This is a genomic window from Brevibacillus sp. B_LB10_24, assembly GCF_046036945.1.
Lineage (GTDB): Bacteria > Bacillota > Bacilli > Brevibacillales > Brevibacillaceae > Brevibacillus_C.
Window position 1 is genome coordinate 34,074 of the sequence record NZ_JBJQOQ010000006.1, and the last position, 14,719, is coordinate 48,792.

At 54.6% G+C, this 14,719-nt stretch carries 16 protein-coding genes; 6 read left to right on the forward strand and 10 right to left on the reverse strand.

From position 1 onward, the window contains the following. Positions 1-7 precede the first annotated feature (7 nt). Entirely contained in the window at positions 8-502 is a 495-nt protein-coding gene (locus tag ACI7RC_RS07800; protein ID WP_408107677.1) for a DUF4330 domain-containing protein, read from the reverse strand. A gap of 89 nt (positions 503-591) precedes the next feature. Beyond that, positions 592-1,965 carry a glycosyltransferase family 4 protein gene (locus tag ACI7RC_RS07805; protein ID WP_408107678.1) on the reverse strand — a complete coding sequence of 458 codons (1,374 nt, stop codon included), beginning with the start codon at positions 1,963-1,965 and terminating at the stop codon, positions 592-594. A 124-nt stretch (positions 1,966-2,089) separates the two neighbouring features. On the opposite strand from ACI7RC_RS07805, the gene ACI7RC_RS07810 reads away from it, so the two are divergent. Continuing rightward, positions 2,090-3,253: a glycosyltransferase gene (locus ACI7RC_RS07810; RefSeq protein WP_408107679.1), complete on the forward strand. Its 1,164-nt coding sequence runs from the start codon at positions 2,090-2,092 to the stop codon at positions 3,251-3,253. Positions 3,254-3,258: 5 nt separating this feature from the next. Next, positions 3,259-4,170 carry an NAD-dependent epimerase/dehydratase family protein gene (locus ACI7RC_RS07815; RefSeq protein ID WP_408107680.1) on the forward strand — a complete coding sequence of 304 codons (912 nt, stop codon included), beginning with the start codon at positions 3,259-3,261 and terminating at the stop codon, positions 4,168-4,170. Positions 4,171-4,243: 73 nt separating this feature from the next. On the opposite strand, the gene ACI7RC_RS07820 is transcribed toward ACI7RC_RS07815, so the two are convergent. The 4 genes from ACI7RC_RS07820 to ACI7RC_RS07835 form a co-directional block, all read right to left on the reverse strand. Beyond that, on the reverse strand, positions 4,244-5,134 hold the full coding sequence (locus ACI7RC_RS07820; RefSeq protein WP_408107681.1) for a putative RNA methyltransferase: 891 nt from the start codon (positions 5,132-5,134) through the stop codon (positions 4,244-4,246). 249 nt (positions 5,135-5,383) lie between these two features. After that, the gene (locus ACI7RC_RS07825) at positions 5,384-6,226 is read right to left on the reverse strand and encodes a VOC family protein (RefSeq protein ID WP_408107823.1); all 843 of its coding nucleotides are present in this window, start codon (positions 6,224-6,226) and stop codon (positions 5,384-5,386) included. Continuing rightward, positions 6,217-7,206 carry an ornithine cyclodeaminase family protein gene (locus ACI7RC_RS07830; RefSeq protein ID WP_408107824.1) on the reverse strand — a complete coding sequence of 330 codons (990 nt, stop codon included), beginning with the start codon at positions 7,204-7,206 and terminating at the stop codon, positions 6,217-6,219. Before ACI7RC_RS07830 ends, ACI7RC_RS07825 begins: the two co-directional genes overlap by 10 nt. A 30-nt stretch (positions 7,207-7,236) precedes the next feature. Further along, positions 7,237-8,535 (reverse strand): MFS transporter, encoded by a 1,299-nt coding sequence (locus tag ACI7RC_RS07835; RefSeq protein WP_408107682.1) that lies wholly within the window; start codon positions 8,533-8,535, stop codon positions 7,237-7,239. A 128-nt stretch (positions 8,536-8,663) separates the two neighbouring features. On the opposite strand from ACI7RC_RS07835, the gene ACI7RC_RS07840 reads away from it, so the two are divergent. From ACI7RC_RS07840 to ACI7RC_RS07855, 4 genes are all read left to right on the forward strand, one after another. Then, entirely contained in the window at positions 8,664-9,068 is a 405-nt protein-coding gene (locus tag ACI7RC_RS07840) for a hypothetical protein (protein WP_408107683.1), read from the forward strand. 187 nt (positions 9,069-9,255) lie between these two features. Next, entirely contained in the window at positions 9,256-10,173 is a 918-nt protein-coding gene (locus tag ACI7RC_RS07845; protein WP_408107684.1) for a DMT family transporter, read from the forward strand. 92 nt (positions 10,174-10,265) lie between these two features. Then, positions 10,266-11,009 carry a class I SAM-dependent methyltransferase gene (locus ACI7RC_RS07850; RefSeq protein ID WP_408107685.1) on the forward strand — a complete coding sequence of 248 codons (744 nt, stop codon included), beginning with the start codon at positions 10,266-10,268 and terminating at the stop codon, positions 11,007-11,009. Positions 11,010-11,146: 137 nt separating this feature from the next. After that, positions 11,147-11,974 (forward strand): M55 family metallopeptidase, encoded by an 828-nt coding sequence (locus ACI7RC_RS07855; protein WP_408107686.1) that lies wholly within the window; start codon positions 11,147-11,149, stop codon positions 11,972-11,974. A 347-nt stretch (positions 11,975-12,321) separates the two neighbouring features. Here ACI7RC_RS07855 and ACI7RC_RS07860 read toward each other — a convergent pair whose 3' ends face one another. The 4 genes from ACI7RC_RS07860 to ACI7RC_RS07875 all read right to left on the reverse strand — a co-directional run bounded on the left by ACI7RC_RS07860 (position 12,322) and on the right by ACI7RC_RS07875 (position 14,710). Further along, on the reverse strand, positions 12,322-12,816 hold the full coding sequence (locus ACI7RC_RS07860; protein WP_408107687.1) for a VanZ family protein: 495 nt from the start codon (positions 12,814-12,816) through the stop codon (positions 12,322-12,324). Then, on the reverse strand, positions 12,813-14,114 hold the full coding sequence (locus tag ACI7RC_RS07865; protein WP_408107688.1) for a nucleotide sugar dehydrogenase: 1,302 nt from the start codon (positions 14,112-14,114) through the stop codon (positions 12,813-12,815). Before ACI7RC_RS07865 ends, ACI7RC_RS07860 begins: the two co-directional genes overlap by 4 nt. A gap of 34 nt (positions 14,115-14,148) precedes the next feature. Next, on the reverse strand, positions 14,149-14,301 hold the full coding sequence (locus ACI7RC_RS07870; protein WP_408107689.1) for a hypothetical protein: 153 nt from the start codon (positions 14,299-14,301) through the stop codon (positions 14,149-14,151). Between the two features lie 109 nt (positions 14,302-14,410). After that, entirely contained in the window at positions 14,411-14,710 is a 300-nt protein-coding gene (locus tag ACI7RC_RS07875) for a 2Fe-2S iron-sulfur cluster-binding protein (RefSeq protein ID WP_408107690.1), read from the reverse strand. Between the last annotated feature and the right edge of the window lie 9 nt (positions 14,711-14,719).

A 14,719-nucleotide genomic window follows, 5' to 3' on the forward strand; every position in this document is an offset into this window, starting at 1 on the left:
TCGCCCCTTATTGTTCAACCACTTTCGAGATGACGCTGTTCATGGTAAAACTGCTGCTTTTGATTTTGAATTCGTTTCCGACCAACAGCGGCGTGTTGCCGGCCATCAAAATACCGTTGGCCAGCTTGGCCGAGCCTTGCACTTCGATGTAGACGCTGTACTTGTCCGGAATCTTGCTGATCACGGTCCGGCCGTCGGCTGTCGATACGAGGTTGATCGCATCGTTTTTCTTGATGCTCACAATCGTGCCGATCACGTCGTTGGTGTCGAGGGTTCGGACGAAGTCGCCTTCCTTCATGTTTTCTACCTGGAAGGGGTAAAGCGCGTTTCCGTAAAACTCAACCGTCACCTTTTTCGATTCGGTCGGCAGGATCGCCAATTCTCCACCCTTGTTAAGCTTGTACACACCAAATGCAATCGCTGCCAAAACTACCAGAATTAGTAAAAAATCAATTAGATTGATTTTTCCGAAGAGACGTCCCCGATTATCGATGAAACTCATCGAATTTTCCTCCTTTAAACCTGCTATCTCCAAGTTTTCATAGAAACTCACTCGTATACCATACCATATTTAAGACGCAAAGAAAATTACTAGGATTGTCCAGTCAGCTCGTCCATCAACACCGCCAGCTGCCGGGCCTGTTCCCGCCGTTCGTAGGGTCTCACCCGCTCGGCAAAACCGGTCTGGTGCTGCTCGATGCCCGCTCCCGCATCCCCCGAACGCCCTGCCTTCCACTCTTCATAGAGCTTCAGATAGGCTTCTTTGACTGCCGCTTTATCGGTCGGATCGGCAATTTGGCCCAGCCGGAATTGCTGGATGATGCCGGTCGCCTCCCCTTCCATGTTAAGAGCGAGAATCGGCTTTCCGATGCCCATGTATTCAAACAGCTTGCCGGGGATGTACGCGCCGGCATCCGCCGAGACATCGCCAATCAGGAGCAGGGCGTCCGCCCCTTTCATCATGCCCAGAGCCTCTTGATGCGGCAGATTGCCCAGCACCCGGACAACATCCTGCAGGCCCAATTCCGCCACACAATCGGCGTTTTCCGAATAACCGGGATAGTCGAATACGCCGGCAAAAGAGAGCTGGATCTCGTCCTGCTTGACCCGCCCTTCATCCATCAACTCTCTGATCGCCTGAAGCAGCAGGCGCGGGTTGCGCTTCTGATAGAAGATCCCGGCATAGACGGCGTGAAATTTGCCCGGAGCCACCCGCTGCGGCTGCAGACCGGCGAAATCGGCCCGGTCAAAGCCGTTGTAGATCAGCTCCAGGCGGCGAATCACACGGCCGTACTTGCTGCGAAAATTTTGCGCAAAGGCAGCAGTTACCGTCGTTACGGCATCTGCCCTCGCCAGCACCTTCGCTTCCATGCGCTCCTCCAGGCGGTCCCGCCAGCCGATGCCGGAGCGGTGCATATTTTGCGTCCACGGATCGCGGAAATCGACTACCCACTTGCAGCCGAATTCCTTCACCAATGTCTGGGCGACGAGGTGGTCCGTGGCCGGACCTGAGGTCGAAAAAATCACGTCGATGTTTTCTTGTTTCATGATCTGCCGCCCCAGTTTCACCGCGGCCGGGTACCACAAAATGTTGTCGTCCGGGATCAAGAGGTAGGGCTTGGCCCGTTTTAACAGCGAAATAACCTGCCGTTTCAGCCGGGAGGCAAGCGAAGGGCGCAGGGGGGGCTGGTCGCCCGCCGCATTGGTGCCGCTCCCCGCCGGAACCGGCCGGGGAAGCAGAGGAATCTCCTTCGCGCGGTGAACGCGGACTTCGCCTGGCACCTCGGCCAAAAGCGATGCGTCCAGGGTAGCGTGGTAGAGCGGATCGACGGTAAGCACGTGCACTTTCCAGCCAAAGTCGCCAAGGTATTTGGCCATTTTTAACGGCCGGGGAACGCCGCCCCCGCCGATGGGAGGAAAGCCGTAACAAATCATGAGCACTGATTTTTGGTCTGATTTTGTCATGTTCGAATAACCTCTTAGGAAAAAATCTCACAGATAACCTTACCACAGTTCACGTTTTATTGCGAATACATCAGTCATCTGATATAGTGAAAATGGTTTGTTTGGAAAGGTTCGGGTGGATTTGATGAAGAACAGGATGCGCGTCCTCCACGTGATCGGCGGAGGAGAATTTGGCGGTGCAGAACAGCATATCCTCAACCTCCTTACGTCTTTGCCGAAAGATGAGGTAGAAGCGACTGTCGTCTGTTTTTACGAGTCCACCTTTGCGGCCAAGCTGCGGGAGGCAGGCATTCCCGTAGTCGTATTGGACCAGTACGGCCGCTTTGACTTTCGGCTGCTCGGCGGGTTAAAGCGGACGATCGAACGATTTCAACCGGACATCGTCCACACGCACGGTGTCAAAGCCAATTTTTTTACGCGGCTGGCTGCCGGCAAAAGCAAGGCTCTCCTGATTACCACAGTCCACAGCTACCTGCGTTATGACTATACCAATCCGCTTGCCTTTTTGCTTGTTTCCTTGATGGAGCGGGGCACGCGCGCTCGCAATGACCATTTTATCGCGGTCAGTCAAGCGATTCGCCAGATCCTGCATAAAGAGGGAGTCGCTCGGGACAAGATCAGCCTGATCTACAACGGGATACAGATCGCCCGCTTTCGCCATACGGAACTGCGCCAGTCCGATCGGGAGCGGCTGCTCGCCGAATGGCAGCTGCCCCCGGAAGCATTTGTCTTCGGAACGGTGGCCCGCTTCGTCCCGGTCAAAGGGCTGCCGCTGATGATCGAAGCGTTTGCCAAGCTCTGTTCGCGCGATCCGGCAAGGCCCTACTGCCTGGTGCTGATCGGAGACGGCCCGGAGCGGTCCGCCCTTGAACAGACGGCGGAGCGTTTTGGCGTGGCCAAGCTGGTGCGATTCACCGGATTTCGTCAGGATATCCCCGCTTGTTTGCACGCGTTTGACGCCTTTGTCATGTCATCGATCCACGAAGGCTTGCCGTACACCATTCTGGAAGCTGTCGCCTCGGAAATTCCCGTCGCCGCAACGGCTGTAGGCGGGATCAAGGAATTCATCCAGAGCGGCGAGACGGGACTGCTGGTCCCTTCCGGCTCCGTACAGGAATTGGCAGATGCGATGTACAGCCTGGCGAATGATTCCGCTTTGCGCGCAAAACTGGTGGGCGCATCATTGGTGCAGCTTGAACAGACTTTTACAATAGAGAAGATGGCGGCGAAGACGTACTCCTTGTACCAATCGCTGCTGCACAACCTGAGGGAAACAACGGGAGAGTGAACTCCATGCAAATATTGATTACCGGCGGAGCGGGGTTTATCGGCACCCATCTGGTCGACAGGCTGTTGGCCGGCGGACATGCCGTTACCGTGATCGACAATGAAAGCACTGGCAATCGCAGCAACGTATCTGCGGATGCCAATTATTACCATATGGACGTGCGTGATCCAAAGATCGATGACGTATTCGCCCGGGTCAAGCCAGAGGTCGTCGTCCATCTCGCCGCCCAAAGCGTTGTTCCCGTCTCCGTACGGGAGCCGCAGCTGGATGCCGAGATCAATCTGATCGGCATCTTGAACGTCCTGGAAGCCGCCCGTCGTCACGGCACCAGAAAAATCGTTTACTCTTCTTCAGCCGCCGTGTACGGCGAACCGTCCAGCTTCCCCATTCGCGAGGAACAAGCTGGCCAGCTGCTCTCGCCCTATGCCGTCAGCAAGTTCGCCGGCGAGAAGTACCTGGCCGCCTATCAGCATCTGTACGGGCTGGCTTTTACGGTGTTTCGCTTTGCCAATGTGTACGGCCCCCGGCAGCTGCCCAAGTCGGACGGCGGCGTCATCGCCATCTTTGCCGATGCCATTCAGAAGGGGCTGCCGCTGACGATCAACGGAGACGGGGAGCAAACCCGCGACTTCATTTACGTGGCAGATGTAGCGGAGGCCATTGAGGTTGCGTTTACCAAGGCGGACAACAGCGTGCTGAATCTGAGTACGGGCCACCCCACCTCGATTAATGCGCTGATCGACGAGTTGGTCCGGCTGTCCGGCCGCCACGTCGAACGGCATCACGCTCCCAACCGCCCCGGAGACATTCGCTTCAGTTATTTATGCAATAAAAAGATGGCCGAACAGTTGGCATGGACTCCGCGCTATTCGCTGCGAGCAGGGCTGGAACTCACCTGGAATGCCATCAAAGAATAAAGGAAGGCAGCCTAAAACGTGACGTGAACCTCACGTTTTAGGCTGCCTTTTGCTTGCCAGGAGAGAAGCCGGATTAAGACAGTTTCTTGCCGTACAAGACGATCAGATGGATCGTCACCTCCAACTCGTTCATCTCCTTGACTTTTTGCAGCCGCTCTTCATCTGCCCCCCAGGAGAGCGGCGTCATCCTTACCAGATGCCGGATAGACGAGGGATCCAGCGTAATGCTGTAACGCACGCTCTCCCGATCGACAAGCGCAAAGTGTTCGCGGAACCGGGCTTCCGTATCAGCTTCGTCATCTCCTCGCCGATTCGTCTGACCGTAAAGCAGACTCCTCAATTCCTGCAGGTAGCCGCTGCCGGGAATCACCTTGATAAGCATTCCGTCATCGGCAAGGATTCGCTGAAATTCCGCGTAGTTGGACGGCGACAGCATGTTGAGCAGCAGCGAGAATTGTCCGACGGCAAATGGCGGCCTGGCGATGTCCGCAACACACCAGATCACCTGTGGATGTTCTCTGGCTGCAAGATCAATCCCTTCTTTTGAAATATCCGTGCCAACCCCCAAAAGCGGGGCTGACATCTTGTGGATGAGCTTCTCCCGAATCCTCGCGAGATGGGAGCCTTCCCCGCACCCGGCATCCGCTATTATTATCAACTCGCTGTTAAAGCTGCCCTCTTGCGCGATCCGCTCGCTTATCCGTTCATGCAGCGGCTCAAAAAAGCCGCTGTTGCAGATTTGCATACGGGATTCGAACAACGGTTTATCGTATTTGCCTTTGGCAGGACGGGACAAAAAGTTGACGTACCCGCGCCTGGACAGATCAAAACTGTGGCGGCGGGAACATTGCAGACTTTTCCCATCTTCCAGCTTCATCGGGCTGTGGCAGATCGGGCAGTGAAACATCCCTTCATGCGCCGCTATCAGGCCTGCACTGAGCATTTTTTTGCTGTTTTTGGACACAAAAAGCACCCCATTCATTCGTAGTCGGTGAATGAAAAAAGGCACAGTCAAATAAACCTTAGCCAATTGAGTGAAAAAAATTGGCCGGGTTTTCATGAACTGCACCTCTCATTACCGGAAACGAATGAATTGGATGATCATCTAGCATACCCTCACTTATCGGAAATGTAAAACAAGGGACATCTGCCCCTTGTTAGTATAACAGCTTCCTTGCGGGAATGTGAATACGCTGACTGGTATAGAATTTTATTACAGCTGATAGAAGCTGCCCAAGACAAGATGCTTGGCTGAGCTGCGAGCTTTCCCTGAAAAACGGACGAGAAACGGTCTTTCTCCGCGTTCAGCCAACGTTTGGGCGACAATCCCTTCCCCCAGGGGACTGCACAGCAAAATATCTCCGCCGTCACATCTGAGCGCTTGGCAAGCAGCGTTAAGCTCGCAATCTGTATAAGGCACTCCCGGTTCAAGGCCGAACCACTCCTGCCAGCGGACAGCCGTCTCCTCTAACTGCTGTACGGCGCAAGCCACGTACTCCATCCGCAGGCTGCCGGCGGGGTGCTGCGCAATGATCCCGCGATCGGTCAAGTCCTGGCGCCGATCGTCATCCCCCTCCCCCCACTGGATAAAGAAGGGCAGCGGCAGTCCGTCCCGTTCCCTTTCCCCTTCCGCAAATAACATCTGCCAGCGAATGACGCTGCCATCCGAACGGGTGCGGCTTCCCGGGACCGGTCCCGTCACGGTCAGTCCCATACTGGTAAGCTGCGAAGCCAAGCCCGCTATGTCGCCGGTCCGAAGCGCAATGCGGGACAGGCCTTCATTTTCCGGCAGATCAGCCGCAATCTGCCGGATCAACCCGTTGTCTCGGACTTCTGCTGCCCTCTGCCGGTCTTCGATCGCCAGAAACTCCAGGTAGGTGAGACCAAAGTAACAAAGGCTGTTGTACGTGCCCCAGGTTTCATGCCGCCCGCCCGCGACGGCGTGAAGACCCAGCCGCTGCATTTCCTGTACGGCTGTTTCCGGATGACTGTTGATAAAATGGACGAGATGATCTAGCGACAGCGAGGCAATCCCCTCCCTTTTTCTCAGATCGATACTTCCGTGCCAAGCTGAAGAGTCTTGGCCCGTTCGTAGACAGCTTGTGCAACAACGGTATCCAGACAGGCGATCCCGACTGATTTGTACAAGGTAATCTCGTCGTCGGTCTCGCGTCCTGGTTTTTGACCTGCAACGATTTCCCCCAGTTCAGCGTGCAGCAGTTCAAAACTCCACTCCCCATTAGCTTCGGGGATCAAGAGGTCGCCCGCTTCGTGCTGAGCCCCTTCGAGCGTATCTACCACGACCTTCCGGGAGTTTTGCAGCGTGACAAGATCCAACTCCCGCATATGCGGCTGGTAGGCCCCGATCGCGTTGACATGGGCACCGCTTTTCAGCAGACGTCCATCAAATAGCGGTTCTGTAGACTTGGTGCTGCAGATCACCACATCCGCGGACTCTACTGCCCGGTTGGCGTCCGCTGCAACCTCAATCTCTCCGCTCCAGTCGGGATACTGCTCGCGGACCGTCTGTTTGAGCTGTTCCGCCTTTTCCCGCGTGCGGTTGAACAGCAGCAGCTTCTCCAGCTTCCGCACCTCCATCACCGCCTGAATCTGCCCGATCGCCTGAGCACCGCAGCCGAGCACGGCGCAGACGCTGGCATCCTCCCTGGCCAGGTACTTGGTGGCGACTCCGCTGCTGGCGCCGGTGCGAAGCACAGTCAAATAGGTGGCATCCATCAGCGCCACATGCCGTCCTGTCTTGGCCTCGGTCAGCAGAATCACGCCCTGCAGCGCCGGTAGTCCTTTTGCCGGGTTGTCCGGAAAAATGCTGACCACCTTTGCCGCCACGTAGTCCACCGGCTCGATGTAGGAAGGCATGTAGAGGGTGGTCGCTCCGAATTTCTTATGCTCCACTCCTGTGCGAACCGGCGTTACCGTCTTTCCTTCGATCAGGTACGAAAACGCCTGCTCCACATCCCGCAGGCAGTCTTTCATCGCGTACATCCGGCGAATATCCTCTCGAGCCAAGATGAGCACGGCCCCCACCTCTTTCATTTTTTCATTCAACTAACGGTTTTCCAGTTCCACATCTTTCGTTTCACCAACGCGGGCGACGGACAGCAAGGAGATGATCCCGGTCAACATGATGTATAGCGCAATCGGAATCCAGGTATGAAACCGGTCGAGCAGAGCAGTTGCGATGAGCGGCGCCGTTCCTCCTGCCAGGGCGGCCCCCAGTTGATAACCTAGCGAGACGCCGGTGTAGCGAACATTGGTATTGAAAATTTCAGAAAACATCGTGCCCAGCACGGCTGTCACCGGAGCCCATAAAATGCCCAGCCCGATCACTGTCGCCAGGGTCAGCCAGACGGCGGACTTCAGCGAGAGCAGGTAAAAGTACGGGAAAGCAAATAGGATAATGGCTATCGTCCCGCCGATGTACAAGGGCTTCCTGCCGATCTTGTCGGAAAGCCTGCCCATCAAGGGGATCATGATCGTGGTGACCAGTGTGGCGATGGTCACAGCGTTTAGGGCGGTTACCTGTTCAAAGCCCTGGTACTTCGTCGCGTAGGCGATGACAAAGGTCGCAAAGATATAAAAAGGACCGGTTTCCACCACTTTCGCCCCGACTGCGATCAGAACGGATTTCCAGTGGTAGCGCAGGGTTTCGACGATCGGAACGTTGACGATATCTCCGCTTCCTTTTGCTGCCTGGAACGCAGGGGTCTCATCGATGCCTTTGCGGATCCACAGACCGAAAAAGACGAGCAGGATGCTGAGAATAAACGGCAATCGCCATCCCCATGAGATAAACTTCTCTTCCGGAAGCAGGCTCACGACCGAGACGGCCAGCGTTCCCAGCAGCATGCCGATGGTGACCCCCATCTGCGGAATGCTGCCGAACAGCCCGCGTTTTTCCTTTCCCGAATACTCTACCGCCAGCAGCAGGGCGCCGCCCCACTCGCCTCCGATGCCCAGCCCTTGTATCAGGCGCATGGTCACCAACAAGATAGGAGCCCATACTCCGATGGAATCATAAGCAGGTAATAAGCCAATCAAAACCGTAGCCCCGCCCATCAAGGACAAGGTCAGCACCAGCGTCTTTTTCCGTCCGATCTTATCGCCGATATGGCTAAAGATAATTCCCCCCAGCGGACGAATGAAAAAGGGCAGCGCAAATGACAGGTACGACAGCAGCAGGCCGACAATCGGATCAAAGTTGGGAAAGAACAGTTTATTAAATACCAGTGAAGCCATCGTGCCGTACAAAAAATAGTCAAACCATTCGATCGAACTCCCCACCAGGCTCGCCACCAAGGCCTTGGAGGTCGTCCTTTTGGAAATCTCCAACTGCATTTCAGCCATTACTACCCTCCTTATCATACTATCTTGAAAATTCTAAATTAGATCACAGATATTAGTCAAGCCTGATTCACTACATATGTGGTAAAATATAGAAACAGGCAACTGACCCTGCTGAGGAGGGAGGCCGTATGAATGTTCCGTACAGTTGGACGAAGCCCAGGCGATTTGCCATCGGACTGTTATATGGAACAATCCTATCCACATTTGGAAGCTTTTTCCTCTTGATCCTGGGTACCATGGCGGCGGGTTTTTTTTCCTTGGACGCATGGACGTGGTTTTTTCTTTGCTCCGTTATCCCTGTAAGCTCATGCTTTGCCGTACTGGCGGTGGTGATAAAAAAACCTTTGCGTACGAAGAGTGTTTGGCTGCTCGGAATCCTTCTTTCCTTTCTGACTGTCGAACTTGCCTCTCTTGTCGGAATCGTTCTCAATATAGTCAAAATTGGTTATGAACGCGTAAATATTGAGGGTTACCTCGTGTGGGGGCCTATTTATGCAGTTTTTTTCTCCCTTTTTTTACTCCGGTATCAGTAGTGGCAATCAAAATTCTTGAGGAGCTCATCTTCCCGAAAGAGAAAGGGAATCTTTAGGAGCTTAATTTCCCCAAGATGGAATTTTCTGTTTTTTCTCTCCGCTTTCCATGTGCTAAGATAGGAATGAGGTTCCAGAATAAGGAATTTATTCATGATATTCAAACTTGATAGGAGACTAGGTGAGACTTTTGAGTAAATCAATAGCTTGGCTGTTTTTGATTCTGGCAAACGCTTTTTGGGCCGGCAACTACATCTTTGGCAAATTTGTGGCCGCAGAGGTTTCGCCGATCGGCATTACCTTTGCCCGCTGGCTGCTCGCCCTGTTTTTGCTCTTTCCGCTCGCCTTGTGGATCGAAAAGCCGGATTGGCGGCAGGTAAAACAAGCGTGGCTGCAGCTCGCGGTTTTGGGTATGACTGGGGCGATCGGCTACAACATCTCCCTGTACGCCGCGCTCCAATTCACGACGGCGACCAACGCCGCGCTCGTCAATGCCCTCAACCCCGCACTGATCGTGTTATGTTCTGCATTCCTGCTTCGCGAGCGCATGGCCAAAGTGCAACTTGGCGGCTTCCTGCTGTCGCTGTTCGGCGTGCTCTTCATCCTGACCCAGGGCAGTCTGTCTCGGCTTTTATCGACGGATTACAACACTGGGGATCTGTTGATGCTGATTGCGATCTCATCCTGGACGCTGTACTCTCTGCTGATAAAAAGGCTGGCGAACATTCCGCCAATTACAGCGACAGCCGTCTCTTCCCTGATAGCCGTGTTCCTGATGCTGCCCTTTGTCTTCAGCAGTCCTGTTTTACTCCAGCCGATCGGAACCCGTTCTGTGATCGGAATCGTCTACATGGCTGTGTTTCCCTCTGTCGGTTCCTATTTGCTGTGGAACTTTTCCCTGCGCACCGTCTCAGCCAGCCAGGCGGGCATCACGCTCAACCTGATACCCGTCTTTACCGCGCTGATCGGCATCACCATCGGTGAGCAGGTGACCGTCGCGCAAATCCTCGGAGGATTACTCGTTTTCGCGGGTGTTACCCTGACGTCCGTCTCCCCCGGGCTTTGGCGGCTGAGGCGGGAAAAACGCGGCGAGTCGCTGCTGCGATAACGGCTTCAACCAACGAATGGACGTCATGCAGGTGAAGTGGGCGTGGAAAGCCGGTACAAAATAGAATGATTTCGCAACAGGAGGAATGAAGGATGGCAGATGCTCGACATCGCCCGGGAAATTACGGCATCGACGCTCCCAACGTTGTGCGTAACCTGTTACTCCTCGGGATTGGCTGTCTAGTTCTTGGAGTTGTGTCGTTTTACGTATTTCCGGAAAAATGGCTTTGGCTCGGCGTTGCTATCGGCATGGTTTTATTCATCGCGTTCCTGATCCTGCTCATCGAATCGCTGTACATGATCTGGAGCAGCAAAGTTGGGAAATACCGCATGCGGGAGAAATTGCTTGATTTCATCCAGCTTCGCGGAGACGAATTGCTGCTCGACGCCGGTTGCGGCCGGGGCCTGGTTCTGATCGCAGCCGCACGCAGATTGACGACGGGGAAAGCATACGGAATCGACATTTGGAGCAAGCGGGACCAATCGGGCAACGAACCGGAAGTGACCAGGGAGAACGCCCGGGTGGAAGGAGTAGCCGAGCGCGTGGAAGTGTTGAATGGAGACATGCGAGCCATTCCGTTCCCTGACGGCTATTTTGATGCAGTCGTTTCCAGTCTCGCCGTCCATAATATTTCCAATCTCGAAGAGCGGCGCAGGGTGCTGGGCGAAATGATGCGGGTGCTAAAACCGGGAGGCCGCTTGGCCATTCTTGACTTTCAGCATGTGCGGCAATACGCTGATGCGCTCCGTGAGCTGGAAGCGCTCGACGTCCATATCTACGGGCCCTATTGGTCTATGTTCCCCCCGGTGCGGATCGTCGCCGGACGCAAAAAATAAGTCGGCAAAAAAGAGCCGCAGCCTGTAAACAAAACGGGAACAAGTCCTTTGGCACGCAGGCAGACGCTAGACCAATCTGTTCCTTAGTGCGATAATAGAAAAGTAAATACCAGGTGAACAGGAAGGTTGTGCATAGCATGAAACTTTTCATTTCTGCAGATATGGAAGGGATTTCCGGGATCGTCGACCCGAGCTACTTAGATCCGAAGTACGGAGTCAACTACGAACGGGGACGCCGATTGATGACTGACGATGTCAATGCAGTCATTGAGGCTGCCGTAGAATCCGGCGCAAAAGAAATCATCGTGACGGACAGCCACTCGGGTATGAACAACATCCTGATCGAACACCTCCATCCGAAAGCTCGGCTGCTCTCTGGATCACCGCGCGACCATTCAATGATGCAGGGGCTCGATTCCTCGTTTGATGCCGCATTCTTCATCGGCTACCACACGAGACACGGTGTACCCGGGGTACTGAGCCATACCATGGGACGCCCGATTCGAAATCTTTACATCAACGGCCAGGTCATGGGTGAATTCGGCTTTAACGCTGTCTACGCCGGATTGTATGGCGTGCCGGTCTGCCTCGTCTCCGGTGACAACCTGGTTGCGGCGGAGGCTAAAGAACTCATCCCCGGCATCTCGACTGCCGTCGTCAAATACGCCCAATCCCGTACCGCCGCGCTCTGTCTTTCGCTGGAAGAAAGCCGGCAGGAACTTAAGAACAAAACGAAAGAAGCTCTCGAAAAAAGGCCACAACTCTCTCCCGTCAACGTGCAGGCGCCGCTCACCTGCAAAATCGAATTCTCCCATGCCGGGGAGGCCGAGATGGCGGCGATCGTTCCTGGTTCCCTTTATGAAGCGGGTTCGTCTGAGGTCACCTTTGTGGCACAGAATCAATCGGAGCTGTACCGGACGATGCGGGCGATGCTGAATCTTGCCGACACGGTTGAATTTGCTTGATGGAATTTAATTGACAATATAGAAAGAACGCGGGGCCACTTCAAAGTGACCTCCGCGTCCTTTTTGGTTTGGTGAACATTGGTTGTGGAAACCGAGAAAAATGGGCTCGCTCGTTCGTGGCACGCTGGCGGGGAAGCCGTGATGTCCGTCTGCACTCCAAAAAACGGCACGTCGACCAAAAATGACTGGAAGTATGTCAACGTAGAGTTTGGTCGACAAGCGTGTGCCGTTTTTTTCCGTTCCGACTGGGTATGCATGCCAAGGCCTGCGCTCGCTCCATTTTTCTCGGTTTCTCGTGCTGTTGCTCATGAAAGCCCGCCCAATACTCTTCGGCTGCTAGAGATGGATTAAACCCGATTCCGTGCTCTTTGGATTACCAAAAACAGGTAGATCAATAAGAGAGAAACCATCACGCCTGCGGAATCGAGGATCACGTCGGCGAGCATCCCGGTGCGGCCGGGGGTAAAGGTCTGGTGCCACTCGTCGAGGATGGCGGCAACTACTGCGAAAAGCCCGCTCCATGGAAGGGCCGCGTTTGCTGAGCAGAAATGGCGAAGCAGACGGAATGCAAAGAACGTCAGCAGGGCAAAGAAGGTGAAGTGGGTGCCCTTGCGGATAAAAAATTCCAGAAAACCGGCCACCCCGACACTCTCCACACTGATCTCTTTCGAGCCGTAATGGAAGGAAATGCCTCCTACCTGTTGCTTCACTTGTTCATCATCCACTACCCGATCGATCGACTGACGCAAGTCCTGTTTTTCATACGGCGTTGCAGACGAGATGTACACCCCGATGACCAACAGGAGCAGCAGCAAAGCATCCCAGAACAGGCGTCTGGTCAAATCCGCACCACTTTGACCTGTTCATCGACGTGGCGGGGAATGCGGTTTTTCGCATCCATCAGGACAGGAGCTTGGCCCATCTTCCGAGCGACCTCAACCCAGTCCAACTCAAGAAATTCCTGCTGCACCGTTGTCAAGAGCAAGGCATCGGCGTCTTTTACCGTTTCTTCCAGAGAATTCATTTTGTGCGGGTATCGGGTAGGAACCGCGGGATCGTAGGAACGAACCTCGGCTCCGCAGGACTGCAGCAATTGGATCAAATCGTGGACAGGGCTGACGCGGTCGTCGTTCGACATGTCTTTCATGGCCAGTCCCAGTACGGCGATCCGGCTGCCCGCCAATTTTTTCCCTGCCTCGGCTAAAGCCTGCTCGAGCATCTGGGTCAAGACCCGGGGGACTCCATCGTTGATCTGCCTTGCCGTCTGCAGCAGGTGAAGGTCCAAACCCAATTCTTTTGCTTTGGGCTGCAGGTAGTAGAGCGCGTTGGGCAAGCAGAATCCGCCCACCCCAGGCCCCGGTGTCAACAGATTTACCCGGGAATGTGTGTTGGCTACCTTGATCATCTCAAATGTGTCGATGCCAAACGCTTCGGCAAAACGGGCGAACTCTTGCACCATGGCGATGTTTACGTCACGCTGGATGTTTTCGATCACTTTGGCTGTCTCCACGACGCGGATACTGGAAATCGTCACATCTGTCTCGCTGATAAACGAGAGAAGTTCCTTCCCTTTTTGCGCACTCGCTTCGTTCAGGCCGCCAAGCACCAGCGGCATATGGATAAACTCTTCGAACGCGCGCCCTTCCGCGATGCGCTCCGAACAGTAGGTCAGATAAAAATCAACTCCTGCCGTAAGTCCGCTGGTCTCCTCCAGGATCGGCAGGATCATCTCCTCCGTAGTCCCCGGCACGACGGTGCTGCGTATCATCACTGTGTCTCCCCGTTTTAGCACGCTCCCCAACGATTGGGCGCAGCTTTGCAGCGGCCTCAGATCCGGATCGCCGTTTCGGACAGGCAAGCCGACGGTGACGATGTAATGGTCAACCATCTGAGCCGCTTCTTCATAAGATGTCGTAGCGCGAAAGCGGTCAGCCGCCAGCTGTTCCCGCAGGATTTCCGGCAGTGTCTTTCCCTGGTAGGCTTCCAGGTGGTGGGAGCGGCCCGCGTTAATCTCTTCGACCACGCTCGGCAGAGCATCCACTCCGATCACCTGAGCTCCTTTCATGGCGTAAGTGAGAGCTAAGGGCAAACCGACAAAGCCAAGGCCCACAACAGCAACACGTACGGGCTGGGTCTTCATTGCATATCTCCTCTTTTCCCTGATAATCGCTTGTTTAGCTATGTGTTAAGACCACTGTGCTGCTCATCGATTGCGGCACAGAAGCAGGGGTTGATGGTACTTTGGGCAAATAGTAGAAAACGTAGACGGCTCCCGCCGCGAGAAACAGCAGGCAGAAGACGAACAACACCTTGTACAGGACCTGCAAGGTGATTTCCTCCCCTCATGTATCGTCAGGCACGTGCCCGGCAGCACAAGTCCCTGCCGCCAACTGTTAATTATACTGGTGTTTTGCGAAAAAAGGTAGAGAACCCGGGTTATTTGGACAAATAGACGGTAAGCGGCCCCTGCACGTAAAGCTGGCAGGCAAGCCGATACCCTTTGCTGAGGGCTTCTGCCCCCAGGCGGTAAGCCTCCGTCTCGCTGATGGGTTCGGCTGAACCGTCGGGAACGCTCATCACGAGACGACAAGTGGTGCATTTTCCCGTGGTGCAAAAAAACTCTACGGGCAGGTTCGCTTTTATCATTGCCAGCAGCAAGTTATCCCCCGGTTTGACAAGCACCTCTCTCTTCTCTCCCGCGTCTAGTACGGTAACGACGATGTCTGCTTCCGCCATGTGTTCCTC